The following is a 21171-nucleotide window of genomic DNA, read 5'->3' on the forward strand; positions in this document are numbered from 1 at the left end:
TCAGGCTGACTTCCGTTCCGCGCCGGCTTCGCCGGTCAGCAGGAGCCGTGTCGCGGCGGTGACATCGTCCTGGCGCATGAGGCTTTCTCCGACCAGGAAGGCCGAGATACCGGACCGCTCAAGACGCAGGCAATCGTCATGCGTGACAATGCCGCTTTCGCCGACGAGGAGCCTGTCCCCGGTGACCATCGAGGCGAGCCGTTCGCTGTTCGCCAGATCCACTTTGAAGGTCCGCAGATTGCGGTTGTTGACGCCGAGCAGCTTCGAGGAAAGCTTCAATGCCCGTTCCGTTTCGGCCTCGTCATGGACTTCGATCAGTGCATCCATGCCGAGTTCGAAGGCGGTATCCTCCAGCGCGCGCGCTTCGTCGTCGGAGAGCGAGGCCATGATGATGAGGATCGCGTCGGCGCCCCAACTCCTCGCTTCGTAGACCTGGTAGGGCTCGAACATGAAGTCCTTGCGAAGGGCCGGGAGCGAACACGCGTCGCGCGCGGCCGTCAGATATTCCGGCGCGCCCTGAAAGGAGGGGGTGTCCGTCAGAACCGAGAGGCACGCCGCGCCGCCGTGCTCGTAGGCCGTCGCCAATGCAGGCGGGTCGAAGTCCGGACGGATCAGGCCTTTCGAAGGGCTCGCCTTCTTGATCTCGGCGATCAGGCCAAATTCGCCGATGGCCTTGCGGGCTTGAAGGGCAGCGAGGAACCCGCGAGGCGGCCCGATGTCCGCCAGGCGCGACTTGACCTCGTTCAATGGGCAGGCCGCTTTCGCCGCTGCGATTTCCTCGCGCTTGTAGGTTTCGATTTTCTGCAGGATATCAGACACTTGTTCTACTGTCCTAAACCGTTTCGCCACGGGAGATCGCAGCGGCGCGTTCCATCACGGAGTGCGCCTTTCCGCTGTCGATCGACTCTGCCGCCTTCACCAGGCCGTCGGCGAGATCGGTGGCAAGATCGGCGACCACGAGGCCGGCGGCGGCGTTGAGGCAAGCGATGTTCCGATAGGCATTCTTCTCGCCTTCCAGAACGGCGCGCAAGGCCGCCGCATTGTGCTTCGGATCTCCGCCCTTCAGATCGTCGATCGACACACGTGGAAGGCCCAGGTCGTCCGGCGTCAGCGTAAAGGTCGATATCGCGCCATCCTTCAATTCCGCGACTTTTGTGGCGCCAGCCGTTGTCAGCTCATCGAGCCCGTCACCGTGAACCACCCAGACGTGGCTGGATCCAAGCGCCTTGAGGACTTCCGCCAACGGTTCGACCCATTGCGGCGCGAAGACGCCCACCACCTGCCGTTCGACACCGGCCGGATTGGAGAGCGGCCCGAGCAGGTTGAATATGGTGCGCGTCCCAAGCTCCACGCGGCTCGGCCCGACATGACGCATGGCCGCATGATGCATCGGCGCGAACATGAAGCCGAGGCCGCCCTCGCTGATGCACCGTCCGATGGTTTGCGGCGTGGCGTCGAGATCGAAGCCAAGTTCGCCAAGCGCTTCCGCCGAGCCCGACTTCGAGGAGAGCGAACGATTGCCGTGCTTCGCGATCGTCGCGCCCGCGCCGCAGGCGATAAAGGCGGCACAGGTCGAGACATTGTAGCTGCCCGAATTGTCGCCGCCGGTGCCGACGATGTCGATCGCGCCTTTCGGGGCGGCGACACGGGTCATCTTTTCGCGCATGACGGTGACGGCACCGGTGATTTCGTCGACAGTCTCGCCACGCACGCGCAGCGCCATGAGAAACCCGCCGATCTGGGACGGCGTCGCATTTCCGGACATCATCACGCCAAAGGCGTCGCGCGCCTCCTGTGCCGAGAGCGCTTGACCGTCGGCGACCTTGGCGATGAAGGGCTTCAGATTGTCCATGGAGCGCTCCGCTATTGCGTGCTCAATGCGCGAGCAATCGCGTTCTGGTTCACCTGAACCGTGAAAACCGTCTGCAGCTTGGCCACCATCTGGTCAAGCAAGTCATCGGCGATCGAGGACTTGATGTTGGCCGCCACGCCTTCGCCGAGCGTCTCGATTCCGCCCACCGGCTGGGAAACGCCCGTGACGCGGAAAACGTAGCGTGCATTGCCCGAAGGCGATGCGACCGATCCCTTGTGGTCGGGACCGCCGTCGAAGACTTCCGCTATCCCGCTCGCACCGAATTCGGCGTCGTTTTTGCCGCGCTGCAGGCCATATTTGTACTCGACCGTGAAACCCTCGGCTTCAGCGATTTCGGACAAGGTCTCTCCGCCGCTAAGCCGCTCGGCCAACGCATTTGCCTTTTCCTCGATACGCCGATCCGTTTCCTCGGCAATCCAGTCGGACGTCACGCGTTCGCGGACCTCGTCGAATGTCCTGTCGCGGGACGGTTCCACCTTTGTGACCTCGTACCAGAGAAAACCGGAATCGGCCGCGTTGATCGGCGGGTTTTCGGCGCCTTCCTCGGAATCGAAGGCGGCTGCGATGAGATCGGCCTGTTCGGGGATCGTCGACAGTGTTTCGCCGGACGGTGTGCGGCCCTGGGAATCGGTTGCCTCGATCGTTTGCATTTCGAGCTTCTGACGGGTCGCGGCTTCCTTCATGGTCGCGCCGCCCGCACGGGCATCTTCATAGGCGTCGTGGATATCGAGGAGCGTATCATTGGCGGTCACCAGCGCCAGTTCGCGCCGGATATCTTCGCTGACCTCCTCGAAAGGCTTGACCGTTTCCGGCGTGATGGCCGTGACGCGCACGATCACGGGGCCGAATGCGCCGTCGATGACGCCAGAGACGTCGCCGGCACGGGCAAGGTCGAACGCCGCTTCGGCGACCGCCGGATCCGGGAGGTCCGACTTCGCAAGCGTACCGAGTTGCGCGTCATCCATGGTCTTACCTGCATCGGTCACTGCGTCTTCGAACGCCTGACCGGCGAGGATGCGCTCATGGGCGGCGGCGGCGCTTGCCGCGTCGCTGAAAACAAGCTGTTCTACCGTCCGCGTCTCCGGAGTCGAATAGCGATCGATCCGTGCTTCGTAGTCGGCGCGCACGTCGTCCTCGGAAACGGAATCGAGATCCACGATGGCGTCCGGCGTGAGTGGCACATACTGGATGCCGCGATATTCCGGGGCACGGTAGGCGTTCTTGTTGGCGTCGAAATACTCTTCGAGCGTCGCATCGTCAGGTGCGGTAACGGTCTCGATCGCACCCTGGCCGACCGAGAAATACTCGACATCGCGCGTTTCGCCGCTGTGTTGCGCGAAAGCTTCGAGCATGACCTGCGGGACATCGATTCCGTCGGAGACGGCCTCGACGATCTGCTGGCGGATGGCGACTTCCTGACGGTTGCGGATATAGTCGTCCTCCCTCATACCAACGCTGCGAAGCACTTGCCGGAAGCTGTCGCGGCTGAACTGGCCGTTGACGCCCCGGAAGGCCGGATCTTCCGCGACGAGCGCGGCGAGGCGGTCCTTCGAAAGGCCGAGATTCATGAGACGGGACTGTTCGTCGAGCACGGCGCCCGCGACCATCTGGCCGAGAACCGCCTGGTCGATCCCGAACAGACGCGCCTGTTCACGCGAGATGCGCTCGCCGAGCTGGCGCGAGAAGACGGCCATCTGCCGGTCGTAGGCGAGGCGGTAATCGAGCGCCGACACCTCCGTTTGGCCGGCGGTCACAACGGCCTGACCGGCGCTTCCGCTGAGCATTTGACCGGATACGCCCCAGACGCCGAAGCTGACGAGCAGCAGGAGCAGCAGTCCCTTTGCCACCCACGACTTGGACGATTTGCGAAGACTATCAAGCATGAAGGAGAGTTCCGATTTCGATTTCCGCGCTTTTTAGGAGTGCTTGAAGGGCGACGCAAGCGCGCGCCGGGCTTTTCCTTTGCGCCCCTTGGCGTTAACAGGAACTGCAATTTCAGGAAAGGGAGAGCGATGACGCCGGGCGTGAAACCACTTGTAGCAGGCAACTGGAAGATGAATGGGACCGCGGCATCGCTCGCCGAAGTCGAAGCGGTGTGCGCCGCGCCCGCGGCGACGACATTCGAAACGCTGCTTTGCGTCCCGGCGACACTCGTCGAACGTGCCGCACGAAAAGCCGATGGATCGGCGCTGATGATCGGCGGTGAAGACTGCCATGCCAAGGAGAGCGGCGCGCATACCGGCGACGTCTCGGCGGAGATGCTGGCCGATGCCGGCGCATCGGCGGTCATCGTCGGACATTCCGAAAGGCGTACCGATCATGGCGAGACCGACGGCGAGGTCGCGGCGAAGGCCGAAGCCGCATGGCGCGCTGGATTGACCGCGATCATCTGCGTGGGCGAAACGCGCGAGGAGCGGGAAGCGGGCGACGCGGAAAGCGTCGTCGGCACGCAACTGGCCGGCTCGATACCGGACGCGATGACCGCGGCGACGACAGTGATCGCGTATGAACCGGTCTGGGCCATCGGCACCGGGCTCGTTCCATCGTCAGAGGACATCGCCGCAATGCATGCCTTCATTCGCAAGACGGTTTCGGAGCGATTTGGCGACGAGGGGGCTGCGATCCGCATCCTTTACGGCGGCTCGGTAAAACCGGGCAACGCGGCAGAAATCTTCGCGATTCCCAATGTCGATGGCGGGCTTATCGGCGGCGCGAGCTTGAAAGCGGTCGACTTTCTCGCCATCTGTGACGGAATAGGCGGCTGAAAGTCCGATTCGGCCTTCCAGTCGCGCCGATGAGGGTGTAGAGACGCGCCCGTCCAACGAAATAACCAAGACCGTCATATGCAAACCGTTCTGATTGTTATCCACCTCATGATTGTGGTCGCCCTGGTGGGCGTCGTACTGCTTCAGCGCTCCGAAGGCGGTGCGCTCGGCATGGGCGGCGGCGGCAATGGCGGTTTCATGTCGGCGCGCGGCGCGGCCGACACGCTCACGCGGACGACGTCGATCCTCGCGGCCGCGTTCTTCGCGACCTCGATCGCGCTCGGCCTTCTGGCGCGTTACGGCGAAAACCCGACCGACATTCTCGACCGGGTGCCTGCGCAAATCCAGCAGGACCAGGACGGAACGACGCCGGTTCCGACGCAGAACGGCGTTCTCGACATGCTCGGTGCGCCCGACGAGGCGCCGGCCGAAACGACGGAAACGCCGTCGGAACCGTCCGTCCCGAACAACTAACGCCAACTCAATCCATCAAGCGCCTCGTGTGGGTAAGTCCATTCGAGGCGTTTTTTTCTTTGCGTAATCCTATTCGAGGGGATATCGGTCAAAGCCCATGGCACGGTATGTATTCATAACTGGTGGCGTGGTTTCTTCCCTCGGAAAAGGCATCGCTTCCGCAGCTCTCGGCGCGGTACTGCAGGCACGCGGCTACAGCGTTCGACTGAAGAAACTCGACCCTTATCTCAACGTCGATCCGGGCACGATGTCGCCCTACCAGCACGGCGAGGTCTTCGTGACCGACGACGGCGCGGAAACGGATCTCGATCTCGGGCACTACGAGCGCTTTACGGGACGGTCGGCGAACCAGAACGACAACATCACGACCGGTCGCATCTACCAGAACATCATCGCCAAGGAACGGCGCGGCGATTATCTGGGCGCGACGGTGCAGGTGATCCCGCACGTTACCGACGAGATCAAGAATTTCGTCCTCGACGGCAATGACGGATACGACTTCGTTCTCTGCGAGATCGGCGGCACCGTCGGCGACATCGAGGCGATGCCGTTCATGGAGGCAATCCGCCAACTCGGCAACGATCTGCCGCGCGGCAACGCCGTCTACGTCCATCTGACCCTGATGCCCTATATCCCCGCCGCCGGCGAATTGAAGACGAAGCCGACCCAGCACTCGGTCAAGGAACTGCGCTCGATCGGTATCGCGCCGGATGTCCTGCTGGTGCGTGCCGACCGTCCTATTCCGGATTCGGAGCGCAAGAAGCTCTCGCTGTTCTGCAACGTGCGGGAATCCGCGGTGATCCAGGCACTCGACGTCGCCTCGATCTACGACGTACCGAAGGCCTATCACGATGAGGGGCTCGACGAGGAGGTGCTCGCCGCCTTCGGTATCGAGCCGGCCCCGCAGCCGCGTATGGCGGTCTGGGACGATGTATCCGACAGGGTGCACAATCCCGAGGGCGAGGTCACGATTGCCATCGTCGGCAAATATACCGGCCTCAAGGATGCCTACAAATCGCTGATCGAGGCGCTGCATCACGGCGGCATGGCCAATCGGGTCAAGGTGAAGCTCGAATGGATCGAATCCGAGGTGTTCGAAAGCGAAGACCCCGCGACCTATCTCGAACACGTTCACGGCATTCTCGTTCCCGGCGGCTTCGGCGAACGCGGTTCCGAGGGCAAGATTTCCGCCGCGACCTTCGCGCGCGAACGCAAGGTTCCCTATTTCGGCATCTGCTTCGGCATGCAGATGGCATGCATCGAGGCAGCTCGGTCATTGGCGGGTATCGAGCATGCGTCTTCAACCGAATTCGGCCCGGCCAAGGAACCCGTCGTCGGCCTGATGACCGAATGGCTGAAGGGCAACATGCTCGAAAAGCGTACCCAGGCCGGTGATCTGGGCGGAACCATGCGTCTGGGCGCCTACAAGGCGACGCTGCGGGAAGGGACACGTATCGCCGACATTTACGGCAAGACCGACATATCGGAGCGCCATCGCCACCGCTACGAGGTCAATATCGACTACCGGGAACGTCTGGAGGAATGCGGTCTCGTATTCTCGGGCCTCTCACCCGACGGCGTTCTGCCGGAGACGATCGAGTATCCGGACCATCCGTGGTTCATCGGCGTGCAGTATCACCCCGAACTGAAGTCGCGGCCCTTCGAACCGCATCCGCTGTTCTCGAGCTTCATCGAGGCCGCGCTGGAACAGAGCCGCCTCGTTTGATCGTCACGTGCGGCGCGCGGGTTCCGCGTCCTGCGGAAACAGCGTCACAAGATCCTCGGCGATGCGCCGGGCAGCCTCCTCGAGGGGCTTCAGATGCCGTTTCGCGAACTCTTCCGGCTCCTGGAATGCCCGCGGCCAGATCATGCTGATCGCGGCGTTGGGCTGTCCATAGACATTGATCGGCACGGCAATCGCGGCCAGTCCGTCATCCAGCATTGTTTCGCCGCGATAGACCCCGAGGCGTATGCCATAACCGCGCGCGCGCGCCTTTTCGATCTCCGGCATGAACTGTTTCAGCGTATAGCCGAAACGCGACAGGCCAATTGACATGTTGCCGGCCGTCAGACGGTCGTACTCGGCGATTTCGGAATCGGTGCGAACGGCAAGACAAGCCATTCCGGTTGCCGATCCAAACATGTTTATCCTGCGGTTGATGATGCCGCGATACATGTGAAAAGGGCTGAGCGGGCGTGTGGAATCGACGATGCGCATGCAAAGCCCGTCGAGCACATGGACATCGGACGGCCATTCCACCTCTTTTGTGAGTTCCACCGCGCGCGGCATGGCGACATCGGTCAGGCTCGCCATTTCCTGCGGGATGGGTTCGTTTGCGCCGGCCGGAAGCGCGATCGTCACGCGATACAAACCGTCGGACACCGAGCGGCGCACGAGGCGATGTTCGATCAGGGTTCCGAGCAGCCGCCTGATGGTCGATTTGGCGATATCGCAATCGCGATGCAGGTCCGCCAGCGAACTCGCGCCATTGCGCGCGAGCGATTCCAGAATGGTGATCCCGCGGTCGAGTGACCGGTTCGCCAGTTCTGTCATTCGCGTGACCCTCCGAAGCGAAAGCGTGCCACTGAGCGGCACGTTCTTCAAGGTTTGATTGTGCCGGGAAGCGTTTTCCGCATGATCGGATGTGAAGCGCGTCTGGGAGGAGCCATCGTGCGAAAACTGAAAACGCGGATAGCGGAGGTTCTGGCCGCCGTACTGGCCGCATTCGCGGTCTATATCGCCGGGTTCGGGATTTTCGACACGATCATTGTCTTCGGCGGCGTCGCGCTGGCCGGAGTGGTGATCGCCATTCTGCTCCTCGATTCAGGCGAGCGCGAGGTTGTCGATGCGCCTGTCGGGGGCGCGCCCGTCAGGACTGCCAGTCCGTTCGTCAGCGTGGCGCATTTCATTCTCCTCGCGGTCTTCGCATTCCTTGTCCTGCGCTGGATGGGGATCATGCTGGAGCAGGAAGAGTTCTTCGTCGACATCTCCCGCACAGACCTGATGGCGTCCTGGATCGCCTTTGCGATCATCGGCTATTTGACCTGGCGCCTGTTCGGCATCCCGATGGCGATCGTGTTCTTCGGTATGCTTCTTTACGCCGTCCTTCCTGATGGCCTTGGCGGAGCGGATCTCGACTGGTCCAGTGTCGCCGACCGGCAGTGGTTTACGACCGATGGCGTGTTTGGCCGCCCGCTTCAGGTCGTTGCGACCACAGTGTTGATCTTTATCGTTTATGGAGCAGTGCTGCAGGCGTCCGGCGCGGGCGATGTGCTCCTCAAGATCGCATTCGCCGCCACCGGTCGCTTCGCCGGCGGTCCGGCGCATGCCGCCATTGTCGGCTCCGCCATGTTCGGCACCATGTCGGGCGCGGCCATCGCCAATGTCGTTTCGACCGGCATCTTCACGATTCCAATCATCAAGCGCGCCGGCTTCAAGGCCAAATTCGCAGGCGCGGTCGAGGCTGCTGCATCGACTGGCGGGCAGATCATGCCGCCGGTCATGGGCGTAGTGGCCTTCATCATGGCCGACGTGACGGGAATTCCCTATCTGAAGATCGTCGTCGCGGCGCTCATTCCCGCGATCCTCTACTATGCAAGCCTGTTTATCGTCGTCCTGATCGAGTCGCGAAAACAGGGCATAGGCGCGACGCCGCCCGAAAAACGTGAGACGCTGACACGCCAGGACTGGATCGCGAGTCTCGCATTCTGGATCCCGCTCGGTGTCATCATCGCGGTCCTGCTGACCGGTCGCACGCCCCAGAATGCCGGTTTCTACGCGCTCTGCGTCGCCTCGGTCCTTTGCCTGATCCTGTTTCCACGGTTTCGGCATCCGTCCGCCTGGTGGCAGGCGCTCGTCAGCGCGGGCAAGACGGGCGCAAACCTGATGATCATCGTCACCTCGGTCGGCGTCGTAATCGGCATCGTCAACATGAGCGGGATCGGCCTTGAATTCGCCGACGCGATCCGCGCCGCGTCCGGCGGCAGCTTGCTGATCGCGCTGTTCCTCGTCATGGCGGGCTGCATCGTCATGGGAATGGGCGTGCCTTCCGTGACGGCCTATCTGATCCTGGCGCTCGTCATGGGGCCGGCGCTGGAAGGCCTCGGTATCTCGAAAATCGCCGCGCACATGTTCATGCTCTATTTCGGAGTGCTCTCGGTGATTACGCCGCCCGTCGCGCTTGCCGCCTTCGCCGCCGCGCCGATCGCCGGTGCCAAGCCGATGGAGACAGGCGTCGAGGCGGTTCGCCTGGCAATCGCCGGTTTCATTATTCCGTTCATCTTCGTCTATCACCCGGACATCCTGATCATCGACGGCTTCACCGTCACAGGTCTCGCCTGGTCGCTCGCCTGTTTCATGCTCGCGACCTGGATGATCGGCACGGCTCTCGCAGGATTCGACAAGTCGCGGCTTCCACTATGGGAAAGCGCCATTCGCCTTGCAGCGGCGGTCGCCGTCCTGACCCCGGACATCCTGTCGAGCCTCGCAGGCGGCACGCTCGCGGTGCTGCTGATCGTGCTGCATTACATCAGATCCCGGAGCGTGGAGGCGCTTCCGGAAACCACAACCCAAGGGAGGAAAACATGAAACATCTGACCCGTGCCGCATTGGCGGGCCTGGCGACGGTTGCCTTGTCGACCGGAGCATTTGCCGCCGAGAAGCTCAAGATGGCCACCATCGATCCGGGCTCTTCGGCCTATCTGGTGATGACCACCATGGCCAACATCGTCAACGACAAGCAGAGCGGTTACGAGATCACCGTCGACGCCACCGGCGCGGCGACGAAACACATGGTCGAGGTCGCGTCCGGAAAGATCGATCTCTGCATGGTCTCGCCGACCGTCTATCAGTTCATGAAGAACGGCAAGGCGATGTATTCCAAGCTGGAAAAGGCGCCGGAACTGTCGAAGAATCTCGGCCTGATCTACTGGTTCCCCTATGGCGCCTATCACGTGGTCACCTACGCCGATTCCGGCATGATGTCGCTCAAGGATATCAAGGGGAAAAAGGTCTTCCTCGGGCCTCCGGGTGGCGGCGCATGGAACACGGCCAATGCCTGGATCGAGTCGATGACCGGCTACAAGGCGGGCGAGGACTATGAAAACGTCAAGGCGTCCTGGGGTGCCGCGCTGCAGGCCTTTCAGGACCGCCAGATCGACGTCTACATCAATGGCGGCATCCCGCCCTATCCGCAGATCGAGCAGTTGGCGTTGACGTCGAAACTGCGCATTCTCGGCCCGACCAAGGCGGAGGTGGATGCCGCGACCGACGAAATGCTCGCCCCGTCACGCGGTCCGGGCCGGACGCTCGACGTGATTCCGGCCGGCATTTACGGCGATGGCGTCGTCAACAGCGAGGATGTCTACGAAGTCGGTTCGACGGTCGGTGTCGGCGTGCGCATGGATATGCCCGAAGACACGGTCTACGAGATCACCAAGGTCTTCTGGGAAAACCTGCCGGAAGTGCAGGAAACGACACCCTTCATGCGCAAGGTCACGCTCGATGGGCTGAAGAAGTCCAGCGCCATGCCACTCCATCCCGGCGCCATCAGATATTACAAGGAAATCGGTCTCGAAATTCCCGACGAAATGCAATGACTTGAAATCGCGGGGCCGGTTCAGCCGGCCCCGTCCACATGAACCAGATTTGAAACCAGCCACATATGTCCCGCAAGATTCGCAACATCCTCTTCATCATGTATGACCAGCTCCGCTTCGACTATCTGAGCTGCGCCGGCCATCCATGGCTGGAAACCCCGCACATGGATGCGCTTGCCGCGCGCGGCGTGCGTTTCTCTCGCTGTTACGTTCAATCGCCCGTCTGCGGCGCTTCGCGGATGAGTTATTACACAGGCCGCTACGTCCACAGCCACGGCGCGGCGTGGAACAACTTTCCGCTCAAGGTGGGCGAACAGACCATCGGCGATCACCTGCGCAAGCTCGGCATGCAATCCTGGCTGATCGGCAAGACGCATATGAAGGTCGACGAGGAGGGGATGGAGCGCCTCGGACTGGCCCGCGACAGCATTGTCGGCGCACGGGTCTCAGAATGCGGGTTCGACGTGTATCTGCGCGACGACGGATTGTGGAGCGAAGGGCCGGACGGCTTCTACGACTCGCGGCGTTCTCCCTACAACGAGTATCTCAAGACCAAAGGATACCCCGGCGACAATCCCTGGCACGACTTCGCCAATTCCGGCGTCACCGAAGATGGCGAGATGGCGTCCGGCTGGTTCATGAAACACGCCGACAAGCCGGCCAACATCGACAACGCGGATTCCGAGACGCCATGGCTGACGTCGCGCATGATTGATTTCCTCGCCGATCGTGAAGGCGAAGACGCTCCGTGGCTCTGTCACCTGTCATATATCAAGCCACACTGGCCCTATATCGTACCGGCGCCCTATCACGAGATGTATGGCCGCAATCAGATCCTGCCCGCGAGGAAGCATCCTGGCGAACGCGACGATCCGCACCCGGTCTATGGCACGTTTCAGGCCAACGCGATTGGACAGGCGTTCTCGCGTGATGAGGTCCGCGAAAAGGTGATCCCCGCCTATATGGGCCTGATCAAGCAATGCGACGACGAACTCGGTCGCCTGATGGCGCATCTGGAAGAAACCGGGCGTCTCGACGACACCATGATCGTTCTCACCTCCGACCACGGCGATTATCTCGGCGATCACTGGCTGGGCGAGAAGGATCTGTTCCACGAACAGTCGGTCAAGGTGCCGCTGATCGTCTACGACCCGTCGCCGGAAGCGGATGCGACACGCGGAACAGTGTGTGACGAACTGATCGAAAGCATCGATCTCGCCGCGACATTCATCGAGGCCGCCGGCGGCAAGGTGCCAGCTCATGTGGTGGAGGGTCGTTCGCTGCGGCCATTCCTGCTTGGCGAAGCGCCCGAGAACTGGCGTGATTTCGCGGTCAGCGAATATGATTACTCGGCCACCCCCATGGCCGTTAAACTGGGCCTGGAGCCGCGCGACGCACGTCTCTTCATGATTGCCGACAAGCGCTGGAAGCTGATGCATGCCGAGGGCGGCCTGCGGCCGATGCTGTTCGATCTCGAAAACGATCCCGAGGAATATCTCGATCTCGGCGACAGCCCCGACCACGCCGAAATCATCGACATGATGTATGAGCGGTTGGCGCGCTGGGCGCGCCGCATGGCGCAACGCACCGCGATCTCGGACGATACGATCAACGCGATGCGCGGCCGCTCACGGCGCAAGGGCGTGCTGCTCGGTCTCTATGATGGCGACGAGGTCGATCCGGAACTGACCGTCAAATATCGCGGTCCCGCGGGATAGGCAGCGTTACAATCCCTCGAATTCGATCACCAGGGCGGCGTGATCGCTGGCATGCGGGCGGTGATAGCCGACGCCCTCAAGTCTCTCTCCGTCAAAGCGCGCCGTATCATGACCGAGCCCCCTGCGCAGAAAACGCGGCTTTGTGTCGGGGAAGTCCGAAGCCAGCGCCGGAGAGGCGAACATCGCGTCCGGTCGCGAATAGATATCGGCCTCCTCAAGGTGGTACGACCATTGCCGGGCTTCCGGCATGCGCGCGACGAGATCGACGGAAAACCCGCCGAGCAGGGGGGCGATGGCGCGCTCGGACCGTTCCTCCCGACCCGGTTCGTTGAGATCGCCGAGGATTAGCCAATAGTCGTCATCACGACCGGCAAAGCGCTTCTCTATCAGCTCCCGGACCGCCAGCGCCTCCAGCCGCCTTGCGCGCCAGGCGATATCGGGATCCGGATAGGGCGCCTTGAAATGGCAAATGTAGAGCGTCACGGGCCCGACATCGGCACTCAGGCAGTCCCGACGGAACACCGGCTCGTCAGGATTGCGTCCCGACGGATTGTCGAGGCCGAGCAGGGACGGCGTCAACGTCGCATGGCTTTCGACCGCTTTCGGGGCGATCCGCGACATGAGCGCGACATCGAAACCGCGCCCGTCATTGCCGGGCAGGCAGTCGCGGTGGGGGTAGGGGGCGGCGCCGGTCGGCAGCAGATAGCGGTCGTGAAAGTAATCGAGCGTGTCGCGATCGAAAACCTCCTGCAGCCCGACAACATCGGCATCGGCATCGGCCAGGATTTCCGCCGTGAGGCGGCGGTCGATCATGTCGACCGCCCGCGCCGCCGGGCCTTCGGTTGCGGGTTCGTCCATGTCGCGAGCGCCTGTCAGATAGACGCCGTCATCCGTGCGGCGAAGGCGCATGTTCTGAACGTTGAAAGTCGCGATACGCATGAATCGGAAGCAATCTGATGAACCCGTACCGAACCACCGTAAATCGGACGCGCTCGGCTGGCCATATCGCGTTCGGCGCGCATTCCAATAAGCTTGCGCGATCCATGGATCGCTAAAAGTCGACGAAGATCGGCACACCGGGCTTTACGATAACCGGCAGAGCCTATTCGTCCGAATTCATATGTCGGCCAATACGTGCTAGCCTATCGCGATGAAATTGATGCTTGCCGTAATTGCGATTGCGATAGTGCTCGTCTGGGACTTCACCCAGAATGGCGGAGCCATGACTGAATCCGCCGTGCGCAGCCTGATTTCCTTTTCCAGATCTCTCGGTCTCTGATCTTTCATAGCCGCAATATCGTCGGGTAAACCGCGCTTTCGGCCAACGAAGCGCGAAGGACCGCGAAGTTGGCCGAAAAGTCGACGTCGCGCTCTGGACACGGGCGGACGAGAAACTATTGATATCAAAGGATTGAACGGACGCAGCCCGCCAAGGAGCACGACAAATGGCCGATGAAACCGTCGACGCGAAGGGGCTCAATTGCCCGATGCCGATCCTGCGCGCGAAAAAGGCGCTGAAAGGGATGGCGGCCGGCACTACGCTGGAAGTTCAGGCGACGGATCCCGGTTCGGTGAAGGATTTCGAGGCATTCTGCCGCTCGACCGGCAACGAATTGCTGGAATCCCGCCAGGACGGCAACACCTATATCTACCTGATCAAAAAAACGGGCTGACGGCGTCCAAACACACGTCGTCAGGCACAGAATTCGTCATAGAGCGCGCGGATGATTCTGCGCGTTCTCTCATCCGCCAGCGTGTAGACCATCGAGCGGCCTTCGCGGCGGCAATCGACCAGACCGTCCTCACGCAAACGCGCCAACTGTTTCGAAACGGCGGCTTGCGGAAGGCCAAGCATCGATTCCAGTTCGCCGACATTGATGCTTCCCTCGGCGAGCCTGCACAAAATGACGAGCCGTGCCGGATGGGCCAGGGATTTCAGAAACTGTGTGGTGACCGTCGCGTTTTCGAGCATCTGGCCCGAGAAGGCCTGATCGTCCGCGGCTTTCTCATCGATAGCGGTACCCATTGGCGTCACATGTCCCAAATGGCGTTGGAATTCCCGCATTATCTAGCACGCGCGAACACGAGCGCAAGACGTGCAGGTTTGCGGGCGATTTGGAAGCCTTCGCGCAAGAATACGCGATTACCTGTGGTGTCATGAGAGTTTTCGCCACAGCGGGGTCCACGGGGATATCCGTCGCATCGGCTTCATCGGCCGTTCTGCGCTGTGCCGTGCTTGTCTCTGCCTCTGTCCTGCTCGCCGCCTGCATGAACAAGAAACTCGCCGTTTATCCGGCAGATAGCCCGAAAGCGGCCTCGGTGCCGGTTGAGGCGACGCTGTCGAACATCTGGGGCGAGAGCGGGAATATCTCGCTGATCCTTCCGGACGGCGAACCCTGTTTCGGCAGATGGTCCACGACAAAGCGCCGGTTTGCCGGAATCGGGTCGAATTCGCTCTTGCAGGCCGGTGGCGAGAGCGTCGAGCGCGATGTCGCGATCGTCGGCGGCGTATCGAGTTCGCGCAACGGACAGGCATCGCTTCATTGCGATTATGGCACATCCGTGGAAATGGATTTCGTGACCCGAAGGAAAACGTCGAACGGCTCCGGGATCGCCCGCGATTCCAAAGGGAACCACTACCTGGTCATCCTCTGACGAAACGCCGCCACGGCAGGAGGCAGGGCGAGAATGGCGAAATACGAGCTGACCGCCGAGACCGTTTCCCATCTTGGCCACACGCTTCGCCGGATCCGGGCGACTGCTGATTTCGGCAACGTGAAAAAAGGCGATCGGGGCGGCTTCCTACAGGCGGAAGACAACCTCTCGCAGGACGGCGAGGCATGGATCGCCGACGAGGCGAAAGTGTTCATGAATGCCGTCGTCTCCGAGAATGCATTGATATCGGATGCGGCGATCGTCTACGGCAGCGCCCGCGTTCACGGCGCCGCGCGCATTTGCGGCAATGCCCGTATCGGCGAAGAGGCCGAAATCTATCGCAACGCGCGAATTTGCGGTCACGCCGAGGTTGCCGGTAATGCCAAGGTGTATGGCGACGTGGTGATCTCGCAAAACGCGCGGATTTCCGGAAAGGCCAAGGTCACGGAGAAGGCGCGCGTGTCGGGCGATGCGCAACTTTATCACCACGCCTGGGCGCATGGCAGCGCGCTGGTCCGGGGACATGCCCGTATCCATGATTACGCCCATATCTCGCAAAACGCGCAGGTGTCGGGCAGTGCCGAAATCTACGGCAACGCCGCGATCTACGGAAACGCCCGCATTCTTGGGACGGCGAAGATCTTCGGCCATGCGGCGATCTTCGGTGATGCGCGAGTCTCAAGGCCAGTCCCGATGGCCGTGCGAAGCGATGGCGAAACCTTCTCGCTGGTCGCCACTCCCGAGGGTCCGCGCGTGATCGGCGATTACGAATATCTCGATTTCGGGCAATCGCGCGAATACTGGACCGAGAACGCCGACGGAGAAGCGCTCTGCGCCGAAACCCTGGCCATCATCGACCATTTCGAACAGATCGCGGCAATTCTCGGCATCGACAAACCCGTGGCACCTGAATTGGGCGCTGATTGACGCGAGCTGGCTGAACGGGAGGCCCCGAATGGGGCATCGCCTCGCTGATGGCCGTTTCCGGTGCGCTCCACCTTTGGGCCGCGCTTCATCATCGCATCCGGCTTCGACTTATCGAATCGCGATGTTACTCGGCCCTGGAACGGAATATTTTTGATGAAATGTTGGTGAGCGCGCAGGGGTTCGAACCCTGGACCTACTGATTAAAAGTCAAATTCGGCTTTGCCTAAAGCACTGGAATCCAACACCAATTGTTTTTCTACTGAACTGTTTTTATTAGATAAAATTCTGATCATGTGATCGGTGGTGATCTCGACAGATATCCACTAGTGCGGTAAATCGCGTACAGAATGGGCCATTCTGTACGCAACTGGAGAGACCATGCCGAAGCAGCAAATGACGCAGATGTGGGTTGACCGTGTGTCGGTCCAGAAGCCGACCGAGTTCTTCGACACAGTCGCACAGGGCCTCGCCCTGACGGTTGGCCCGAGCGGTGTGCGCACGTGGTATGCGCAGTACACATCGCCGGTAGACGGCAAGCGCCGCCGGTCGAAACTTGGCAAGCATCCTGTCATGAACCTCCGCGCTGCCCGCGGGGCCGCTGGTGCGTTACGGTCAAAGATCGCAGAAGGCGAAGATCCCGTGCTCGCAGAGAAGCGAGCCGCTAATGGCGATACGGTCGGCGACCTTCTCGATGCCTACATGTCCAGCCGCAAATTCGCTGCGACCGGTGAGAAACATCGGGCTGAGTTCCGCCGCGCTGTAGAGCGCGATGTGCTCCCCGTCATCGGCGCTGTCGTACTGTCTAAGCTCTCTCGCAGAGACGCGCTCAAACCGGTGGAAATGGTAGCCAAGCGCGGGGCGCCCGTCGCGGCCAATCGGCTCTATGCGTACCTGCGCGCGGCCTTCGCATGGGGCGAGTCCACTGGTCACCTCGAGGTGATGCCTCTGCCCGCCAAATACGCTGAGAAGACCAAGGAGGCGCCGCGCGAGCGTGTCCTGTCCGATGACGAGCTTCGCGCCTTCTGGCGGATCACAGGCGAGGTCGGTGGTCTAACGGCCACTGCGTTGCGCCTTGTTCTGCTCACAGCCCAGCGCAGCGGTGAGGTGGCAGGAATGCGCCGCTCGGAGATTGACGACGAGGCAGCGACTTGGACAATCCCGAGCGCGCGCACAAAGAATGGGCTGGATACACTCGTCGCGCTTGGCGACATAGCGCGAGACCTGATTGGGGAGCGCTTGAGCGCCACAAATGGCGAGTATCTATTTCCGCCGGCATCCGGTGACGATGATTGCATCAAGTCGAATGTGCTCTCACAGATGGCTCGGAAGTGGCAGGCGGGGATCGAAGACAGATGGACGCCACACGACCTCCGCACGACGGCCGCAACGCGGATGAATGATCTAGGTGTCGAACCGCATGTCGTCGAGGCGATCCTGAACCACCGTAGCGGCGCGCGGGCAGGGGTAGCCGGCACATATAACCGTGCTTCCTACTTCGAGCAAAAAGGGGAAGCGGTGAGGCTCTGGGAGCGGCACCTGAAGGCATTAATGCAGATTAACTGATTTCAAATGTTCCTATCGTGTTCTCTGCGCATCTCTAACGATCACGGAGGATCACAATGGAACTGAAACGAGCAATTTCTCGCGATCAAGCCGCGGCGGCCATGGGGATATCGCCCCATACGCTCCGGCTCGACCGGCGCGGGGTGTATCCAGAGCCGTTCAAGAGCGGGAAGAGGGTGCTGTACCGCGCGGCTGACGTAAATGCATGGATCGACTCAGGCGGTACGGTGCGGCACGCTAATGGCTGATCATTCTGCCGGAGCGTCGTCCGTATCCTCGACTGCGTGGCCAGCGTCTATCATCGCCTGGCTCACATCGACTCCGTCGACATAAATCCGCGCCAACCAGCGGCCATACTTGCCTTTAGCGTCGCTGCCATCGCGCGCCTTGTACGTGCGAACAATAACGGTTTTTCCCACGATCAAAGACTCGAGGAACTCGGTTGCCGCACGACCTACCTCGCGTGTTTTCCCTTTCGGTTCGGGTGCATTAATTCCGACCATGCGGATGCGCTGACTGCGAAGCCACACATAGAACCCGAGATCAATATCCAGGTCGACGGTGTCGCCATCGACGACGCGCACGACCTCTGCTCGATAAAGATACGCTGGTTCTGTTGGGCTCGAGCGGTCGCCTGCTGTGGCGGCTGTGGTGGCGACGTACAGGGCTGATGCGGCCAAGACGTGTCTGTTCATTCGCGTCCTATCCTTCTGCAGTGATTGCTTTGTGGATGCCGCCAGCAGGTGCCAAGCTGAGGAAATCGACGAGTCTTCGATCCAGCGCAGAGGCATCGCGAAGCTCACACTCCCAGATTACTAAGACTCGCCAGCCGTCTGCTTCAAGCGCGTCGATGGAGGTCTTATCACGTTCCTTGTTTCGCGCGATTTTGGACAGCCAGTAATCAGTTCGCGTTTTCGGGATTCTGGCTCCACGTTTGCAATCATGGCCGTGCCAAAAACAGCCATGTACGAAAATGACCGCTCTTCTCTTTGGAAAAACCAAATCGGGATTGCCAGGGAGGTCGCGTCGGTGGAGTCTGAAGCGGTAGCCGAGCCGATGTGCGGCCCGGCGAACGATCATTTCCGGCTTGGTGTCTTTGGCCTTGATCAGGGCCATTTGGCGGCTTCTGTCGGGATTGATCTTGACGGACATTGCTTTGGGAACATAGCGTAAACATCTAGTCACGAATTCTGTGATACGATCACTGCGATTCGAGGGATAGTCATGATTTTGACCTTTTACGAGTTCTTCGCCGGAGGAGGCATGGTGCGCGCCGGGCTGGGGGAGGAGTGGACGTGCGCGTTCGCCAATGACTTCGACCGCAAGAAGGGCAACACCTACCTGGATAACTGGGGCAGGGGCGGGGAATTAAAGGTTCGCGATATTCGGAAGGTCGCCGCGACTGACTTGCCCGGAACCGCTGATCTCGCGTGGGCTTCCTTTCCCTGCCAAGACCTCAGTCTTGCCGGTGGCGGGGCCGGGCTACGCGGCGAGCGAAGTGGTACTTTCTATCCGTTTTGGGATGTAATGCACAGCTTGTCCGAAGAAGGCCGCTCACCTCGGATAATTGCCCTTGAGAACGTTGTTGGAACACTTACGTCACACTCAGGCAAGGACTTTACAGCAATTTGCGAGACATACTACAAATCGGGCTACAGATTTGGCGCGTTGGTGATCGATGCATCGCTGTTCGTGCCGCAATCGCGCCCACGTCTGTTCGTTATCGGCGTCAGGGACGATGTCGAAATCGACGCTAATCTAACCGCACCAACGCCGGACTCAACGTTCCACACCCGAAATCTACAGAGGGCGTACGGTTTGCTTCCCAAGCGAGTTCAACGTGACTGGTTGTGGTGGAAGTTGCCGGTGCCCCCTAAGCGCAATGTTGGCTTCGGAGACTACGTCGAGGATAATCCGGCGTGCGTCGATTGGCACACAGCTGACGAGACGGCTGCGCTGCTCGCCAAGATGACACCGATCAACCTTGCCAAAGTCGAAAAGGCGAAGCGCGCGGGGCAGCGAGTGGTCGGCACGATTTACAAAAGGACGCGCATGGGGCCAGATGGGAAGGCGGTGCGAGCAGAGGTACGGTTCGATGATGTGGCCGGATGCCTTCGCACGCCTGCCGGTGGTTCAAGCAGGCAGACAATCATCGTAGTCGATGGCGACACCGTGCGATCTCGCTTGATCTCCACACGCGAGACCGCGCGCTTGATGGGGCTCCCTGATGAGTACCACCTTCCGAGAGGGCGCAATGAGGCCTACCACCTGACAGGCGATGGCGTAGTCGTTCCTGTTGTCCGACATCTGGCGGCGCATCTCTTCGAACCGTTGCTTTGCGCTGACGACAAGGTGCAGCAGGTAGCAGCATGAGTGACGGGCCTGTTCCTTGTGAGAAAAACGAAGAGCTAGAGAAGCTCATCGTCGAATACTCGGAAGCCCTTAAGACCGAGGCACACAAACTGGGCGATCACGGACTTGAGGAGACCGAGTTCTACCGCAGCGGATTGTTTCGAGGATCTATCGAGCGTGTGCGCGGGCAGTTCTCTGCTTCAATGAGGGAAAAGCGTGAGTTCGTCGCCGCAATCCTGAATCATATGGAAGATCACGAAGCTATACGTGGTTGGGAGTCGGCTGGAGAGGCCAACCGACACGACTATTTGGTCGAACTCCTTGATGGCAGAAAAGCTGCCATCGAACTCAAGGGCTGCCTTGACGGGAACAACACCAATATCTTTGAGCGACCTCCCCATGTGCAAGAATTTGTAATATGGTCGGTTTGCACCAATCCGGGCGCTAATCCGCGGCATAATGTTTGGAGTGGCATCCATACGCGGCTGTCAGCCGAGATTATATCCCGCACTCAAATCGTGGACGGTTTGATTGTATGGGACTGGATTTGCGGCACTCTCGGCCGACCTTGTCCAAAAGTCGACACAGGGGCGTCATCTAGGACCGATATCGGCGCATACAGCGTTCCGCCGCCTTGTATATATCTGTTCCCCGGCACTGTTCCGTCGCCGCGAAACAATCCGAGTCCACCACCGCATTCGATCCAGCAAGTCGGCATTCTCCGAGCATTTCATGAGTGCTTTGGAGGAAGAGACGAGGACGTTCATTCGGTGCGCTTCGAGGTCGCTCATCGAGGCGTTGACACTGTTCGCACGACGACGATCGAGCGAAGTGGTGAGGTAGTCAGGCAATCGTCTCCGACGCCGATACAGCGTCGGTAGGCCGCCTACCTTACTACGACTTATGCCTTGGCTATGGTTGTGCTGCGAGTACACATCGTAGGCCTGGCACACACCGGCCTGCAATTCCGCCTAGCGCCGGCTTTCAAGTCGAGGCGAGCTGTCACTGTAGTCGGGCGCAGCATGCGTCTCGCGCGAACCGCAGCGTGTGCAACGAAAACGACCGGCGAGGCTCGGCACCGCGCACTCCGCCAGCAAGGGTAGGGTCGTTGAGTCGACCGACTTGGCGCGGCCGCAACGCTCGCAGTGGATCAATAGAACCCGACCAGCTGAACCGCCCCGGGTTTGCCGGAGGCTGGTTGATATAAGCTATGCGGCCATTTCTGGGGTTTCCAGAGCTGCATAGT

The 21171-nt window shown here is 60.8% G+C and carries 20 protein-coding genes; 12 read left to right on the forward strand and 8 right to left on the reverse strand.

The window, feature by feature from the left end:
• The 3 genes from trpC to LC343_RS22050 are packed head-to-tail and all read right to left on the reverse strand — an operon-like array spanning position 1 to position 3756.
• The gene (trpC, locus tag LC343_RS22040; RefSeq protein ID WP_223479338.1) at positions 1 to 819 is read right to left on the reverse strand and encodes an indole-3-glycerol phosphate synthase TrpC; all 819 of its coding nucleotides are present in this window, start codon (positions 817 to 819) and stop codon (positions 1 to 3) included.
• 13 nt (positions 820 to 832) lie between these two features.
• A complete protein-coding gene (gene trpD / locus LC343_RS22045; protein ID WP_223479339.1) occupies positions 833 to 1852 on the reverse strand; it encodes an anthranilate phosphoribosyltransferase in 1020 nt (339 codons plus the stop codon).
• Positions 1853 to 1863: 11 nt separating this feature from the next.
• The gene (locus tag LC343_RS22050; RefSeq protein ID WP_223479340.1) at positions 1864 to 3756 is read right to left on the reverse strand and encodes a peptidylprolyl isomerase; all 1893 of its coding nucleotides are present in this window, start codon (positions 3754 to 3756) and stop codon (positions 1864 to 1866) included.
• Positions 3757 to 3885: 129 nt separating this feature from the next.
• Between LC343_RS22050 and tpiA the strand changes: the two genes are divergently transcribed.
• The 3 genes from tpiA to pyrG all read left to right on the forward strand — a co-directional run bounded on the left by tpiA (position 3886) and on the right by pyrG (position 6838).
• Positions 3886 to 4638: a triose-phosphate isomerase gene (gene tpiA, locus LC343_RS22055; RefSeq protein WP_223479341.1), complete on the forward strand. Its 753-nt coding sequence runs from the start codon at positions 3886 to 3888 to the stop codon at positions 4636 to 4638.
• A gap of 78 nt (positions 4639 to 4716) precedes the next feature.
• Positions 4717 to 5112: a preprotein translocase subunit SecG gene (secG, locus tag LC343_RS22060; RefSeq protein ID WP_223479342.1), complete on the forward strand. Its 396-nt coding sequence runs from the start codon at positions 4717 to 4719 to the stop codon at positions 5110 to 5112.
• A 97-nt stretch (positions 5113 to 5209) separates the two neighbouring features.
• Positions 5210 to 6838 carry a CTP synthase gene (gene pyrG / locus LC343_RS22065; RefSeq protein ID WP_223479343.1) on the forward strand — a complete coding sequence of 543 codons (1629 nt, stop codon included), beginning with the start codon at positions 5210 to 5212 and terminating at the stop codon, positions 6836 to 6838.
• A gap of 3 nt (positions 6839 to 6841) precedes the next feature.
• Here pyrG and LC343_RS22070 read toward each other — a convergent pair whose 3' ends face one another.
• Complete coding sequence (locus LC343_RS22070) at positions 6842 to 7666, reverse strand: helix-turn-helix domain-containing protein (protein ID WP_223479344.1); 825 nt, start codon at positions 7664 to 7666, stop codon at positions 6842 to 6844.
• A gap of 117 nt (positions 7667 to 7783) precedes the next feature.
• Between LC343_RS22070 and LC343_RS22075 the strand changes: the two genes are divergently transcribed.
• From LC343_RS22075 to LC343_RS22085, 3 genes are all read left to right on the forward strand, one after another.
• Positions 7784 to 9700, forward strand: coding sequence for a TRAP transporter permease (locus tag LC343_RS22075; protein ID WP_223479345.1), 1917 nt, complete (start codon positions 7784 to 7786; stop codon positions 9698 to 9700).
• Positions 9697 to 10710: a TAXI family TRAP transporter solute-binding subunit gene (locus LC343_RS22080; RefSeq protein WP_223479346.1), complete on the forward strand. Its 1014-nt coding sequence runs from the start codon at positions 9697 to 9699 to the stop codon at positions 10708 to 10710. The genes LC343_RS22075 and LC343_RS22080 overlap by 4 nt, the downstream gene beginning before the upstream one ends.
• Positions 10711 to 10775: 65 nt before the next feature.
• Complete coding sequence (locus LC343_RS22085) at positions 10776 to 12428, forward strand: sulfatase-like hydrolase/transferase (RefSeq protein WP_223479347.1); 1653 nt, start codon at positions 10776 to 10778, stop codon at positions 12426 to 12428.
• 6 nt (positions 12429 to 12434) lie between these two features.
• Here the strand turns inward: LC343_RS22085 and LC343_RS22090 are convergent, their stop codons facing one another.
• Positions 12435 to 13367, reverse strand: a complete 933-nt coding sequence (locus LC343_RS22090; RefSeq protein WP_223479348.1) for an endonuclease/exonuclease/phosphatase family protein — start codon at positions 13365 to 13367, stop codon at positions 12435 to 12437.
• Positions 13368 to 13873: 506 nt separating this feature from the next.
• On the opposite strand from LC343_RS22090, the gene LC343_RS22095 reads away from it, so the two are divergent.
• Entirely contained in the window at positions 13874 to 14101 is a 228-nt protein-coding gene (locus tag LC343_RS22095; protein WP_223479349.1) for a sulfurtransferase TusA family protein, read from the forward strand.
• A gap of 20 nt (positions 14102 to 14121) precedes the next feature.
• Here LC343_RS22095 and LC343_RS22100 read toward each other — a convergent pair whose 3' ends face one another.
• Entirely contained in the window at positions 14122 to 14454 is a 333-nt protein-coding gene (locus tag LC343_RS22100; protein WP_223479350.1) for an ArsR/SmtB family transcription factor, read from the reverse strand.
• Positions 14455 to 14585: 131 nt separating this feature from the next.
• Here LC343_RS22100 and LC343_RS22105 point away from each other — a divergent pair, with 131 nt between their 5' ends.
• The 3 genes from LC343_RS22105 (at position 14586) to LC343_RS22115 (ending at position 17573) form a co-directional block, all read left to right on the forward strand.
• Positions 14586 to 15083, forward strand: coding sequence for a hypothetical protein (locus tag LC343_RS22105; RefSeq protein ID WP_223479351.1), 498 nt, complete (start codon positions 14586 to 14588; stop codon positions 15081 to 15083).
• Between the two features lie 33 nt (positions 15084 to 15116).
• Positions 15117 to 16010: an LbetaH domain-containing protein gene (locus LC343_RS22110; RefSeq protein WP_223479352.1), complete on the forward strand. Its 894-nt coding sequence runs from the start codon at positions 15117 to 15119 to the stop codon at positions 16008 to 16010.
• 378 nt (positions 16011 to 16388) lie between these two features.
• The gene (locus LC343_RS22115; protein WP_223479353.1) at positions 16389 to 17573 is read left to right on the forward strand and encodes a tyrosine-type recombinase/integrase; all 1185 of its coding nucleotides are present in this window, start codon (positions 16389 to 16391) and stop codon (positions 17571 to 17573) included.
• A gap of 248 nt (positions 17574 to 17821) precedes the next feature.
• Here the strand turns inward: LC343_RS22115 and LC343_RS22120 are convergent, their stop codons facing one another.
• Complete coding sequence (locus LC343_RS22120; RefSeq protein ID WP_223479354.1) at positions 17822 to 18268, reverse strand: thermonuclease family protein; 447 nt, start codon at positions 18266 to 18268, stop codon at positions 17822 to 17824.
• Positions 18269 to 18275: 7 nt separating this feature from the next.
• Complete coding sequence (locus LC343_RS22125) at positions 18276 to 18725, reverse strand: very short patch repair endonuclease (protein WP_223479355.1); 450 nt, start codon at positions 18723 to 18725, stop codon at positions 18276 to 18278.
• 72 nt (positions 18726 to 18797) lie between these two features.
• Here LC343_RS22125 and LC343_RS22130 point away from each other — a divergent pair, with 72 nt between their 5' ends.
• Both LC343_RS22130 and LC343_RS22135 read left to right on the forward strand, forming a co-directional pair.
• Positions 18798 to 19946 carry a DNA cytosine methyltransferase gene (locus tag LC343_RS22130; protein ID WP_223479356.1) on the forward strand — a complete coding sequence of 383 codons (1149 nt, stop codon included), beginning with the start codon at positions 18798 to 18800 and terminating at the stop codon, positions 19944 to 19946.
• Entirely contained in the window at positions 19943 to 20806 is an 864-nt protein-coding gene (locus LC343_RS22135; RefSeq protein WP_223479357.1) for a hypothetical protein, read from the forward strand. The genes LC343_RS22130 and LC343_RS22135 overlap by 4 nt, the downstream gene beginning before the upstream one ends.
• Positions 20807 to 21171: the final 365 nt, after the last annotated feature.

The organism is Oricola indica (assembly GCF_019966595.1).
GTDB lineage: Bacteria > Pseudomonadota > Alphaproteobacteria > Rhizobiales > Rhizobiaceae > Oricola > Oricola indica.

What these genes read in the sequence shown, in the direction of transcription:
- LC343_RS22095 (WP_223479349.1), top strand. Translation starts at nt 13,874, where the DNA reads ATGGCCGATGAAACCGTCGACGCGAAGGGGCTCAATTGCCCGATGCCG.
- LC343_RS22090 (WP_223479348.1), bottom strand. Translation starts at nt 13,367, where the DNA reads ATGCGTATCGCGACTTTCAACGTTCAGAACATGCGCCTTCGCCGCACG.
- LC343_RS22085 (WP_223479347.1), top strand. Translation starts at nt 10,776, where the DNA reads ATGTCCCGCAAGATTCGCAACATCCTCTTCATCATGTATGACCAGCTC.
- LC343_RS22135 (WP_223479357.1), top strand. Translation starts at nt 19,943, where the DNA reads ATGAGTGACGGGCCTGTTCCTTGTGAGAAAAACGAAGAGCTAGAGAAG.
- trpD (WP_223479339.1), bottom strand. Translation starts at nt 1,852, where the DNA reads ATGGACAATCTGAAGCCCTTCATCGCCAAGGTCGCCGACGGTCAAGCG.
- tpiA (WP_223479341.1), top strand. Translation starts at nt 3,886, where the DNA reads ATGACGCCGGGCGTGAAACCACTTGTAGCAGGCAACTGGAAGATGAAT.
- LC343_RS22105 (WP_223479351.1), top strand. Translation starts at nt 14,586, where the DNA reads ATGAGAGTTTTCGCCACAGCGGGGTCCACGGGGATATCCGTCGCATCG.
- LC343_RS22115 (WP_223479353.1), top strand. Translation starts at nt 16,389, where the DNA reads ATGCCGAAGCAGCAAATGACGCAGATGTGGGTTGACCGTGTGTCGGTC.
- LC343_RS22125 (WP_223479355.1), bottom strand. Translation starts at nt 18,725, where the DNA reads ATGTCCGTCAAGATCAATCCCGACAGAAGCCGCCAAATGGCCCTGATC.
- secG (WP_223479342.1), top strand. Translation starts at nt 4,717, where the DNA reads ATGCAAACCGTTCTGATTGTTATCCACCTCATGATTGTGGTCGCCCTG.
- LC343_RS22070 (WP_223479344.1), bottom strand. Translation starts at nt 7,666, where the DNA reads ATGACAGAACTGGCGAACCGGTCACTCGACCGCGGGATCACCATTCTG.
- LC343_RS22080 (WP_223479346.1), top strand. Translation starts at nt 9,697, where the DNA reads ATGAAACATCTGACCCGTGCCGCATTGGCGGGCCTGGCGACGGTTGCC.
- LC343_RS22050 (WP_223479340.1), bottom strand. Translation starts at nt 3,756, where the DNA reads ATGCTTGATAGTCTTCGCAAATCGTCCAAGTCGTGGGTGGCAAAGGGA.
- LC343_RS22100 (WP_223479350.1), bottom strand. Translation starts at nt 14,454, where the DNA reads ATGGGTACCGCTATCGATGAGAAAGCCGCGGACGATCAGGCCTTCTCG.
- LC343_RS22130 (WP_223479356.1), top strand. Translation starts at nt 18,798, where the DNA reads ATGATTTTGACCTTTTACGAGTTCTTCGCCGGAGGAGGCATGGTGCGC.
- LC343_RS22110 (WP_223479352.1), top strand. Translation starts at nt 15,117, where the DNA reads ATGGCGAAATACGAGCTGACCGCCGAGACCGTTTCCCATCTTGGCCAC.
- LC343_RS22120 (WP_223479354.1), bottom strand. Translation starts at nt 18,268, where the DNA reads ATGAACAGACACGTCTTGGCCGCATCAGCCCTGTACGTCGCCACCACA.
- pyrG (WP_223479343.1), top strand. Translation starts at nt 5,210, where the DNA reads ATGGCACGGTATGTATTCATAACTGGTGGCGTGGTTTCTTCCCTCGGA.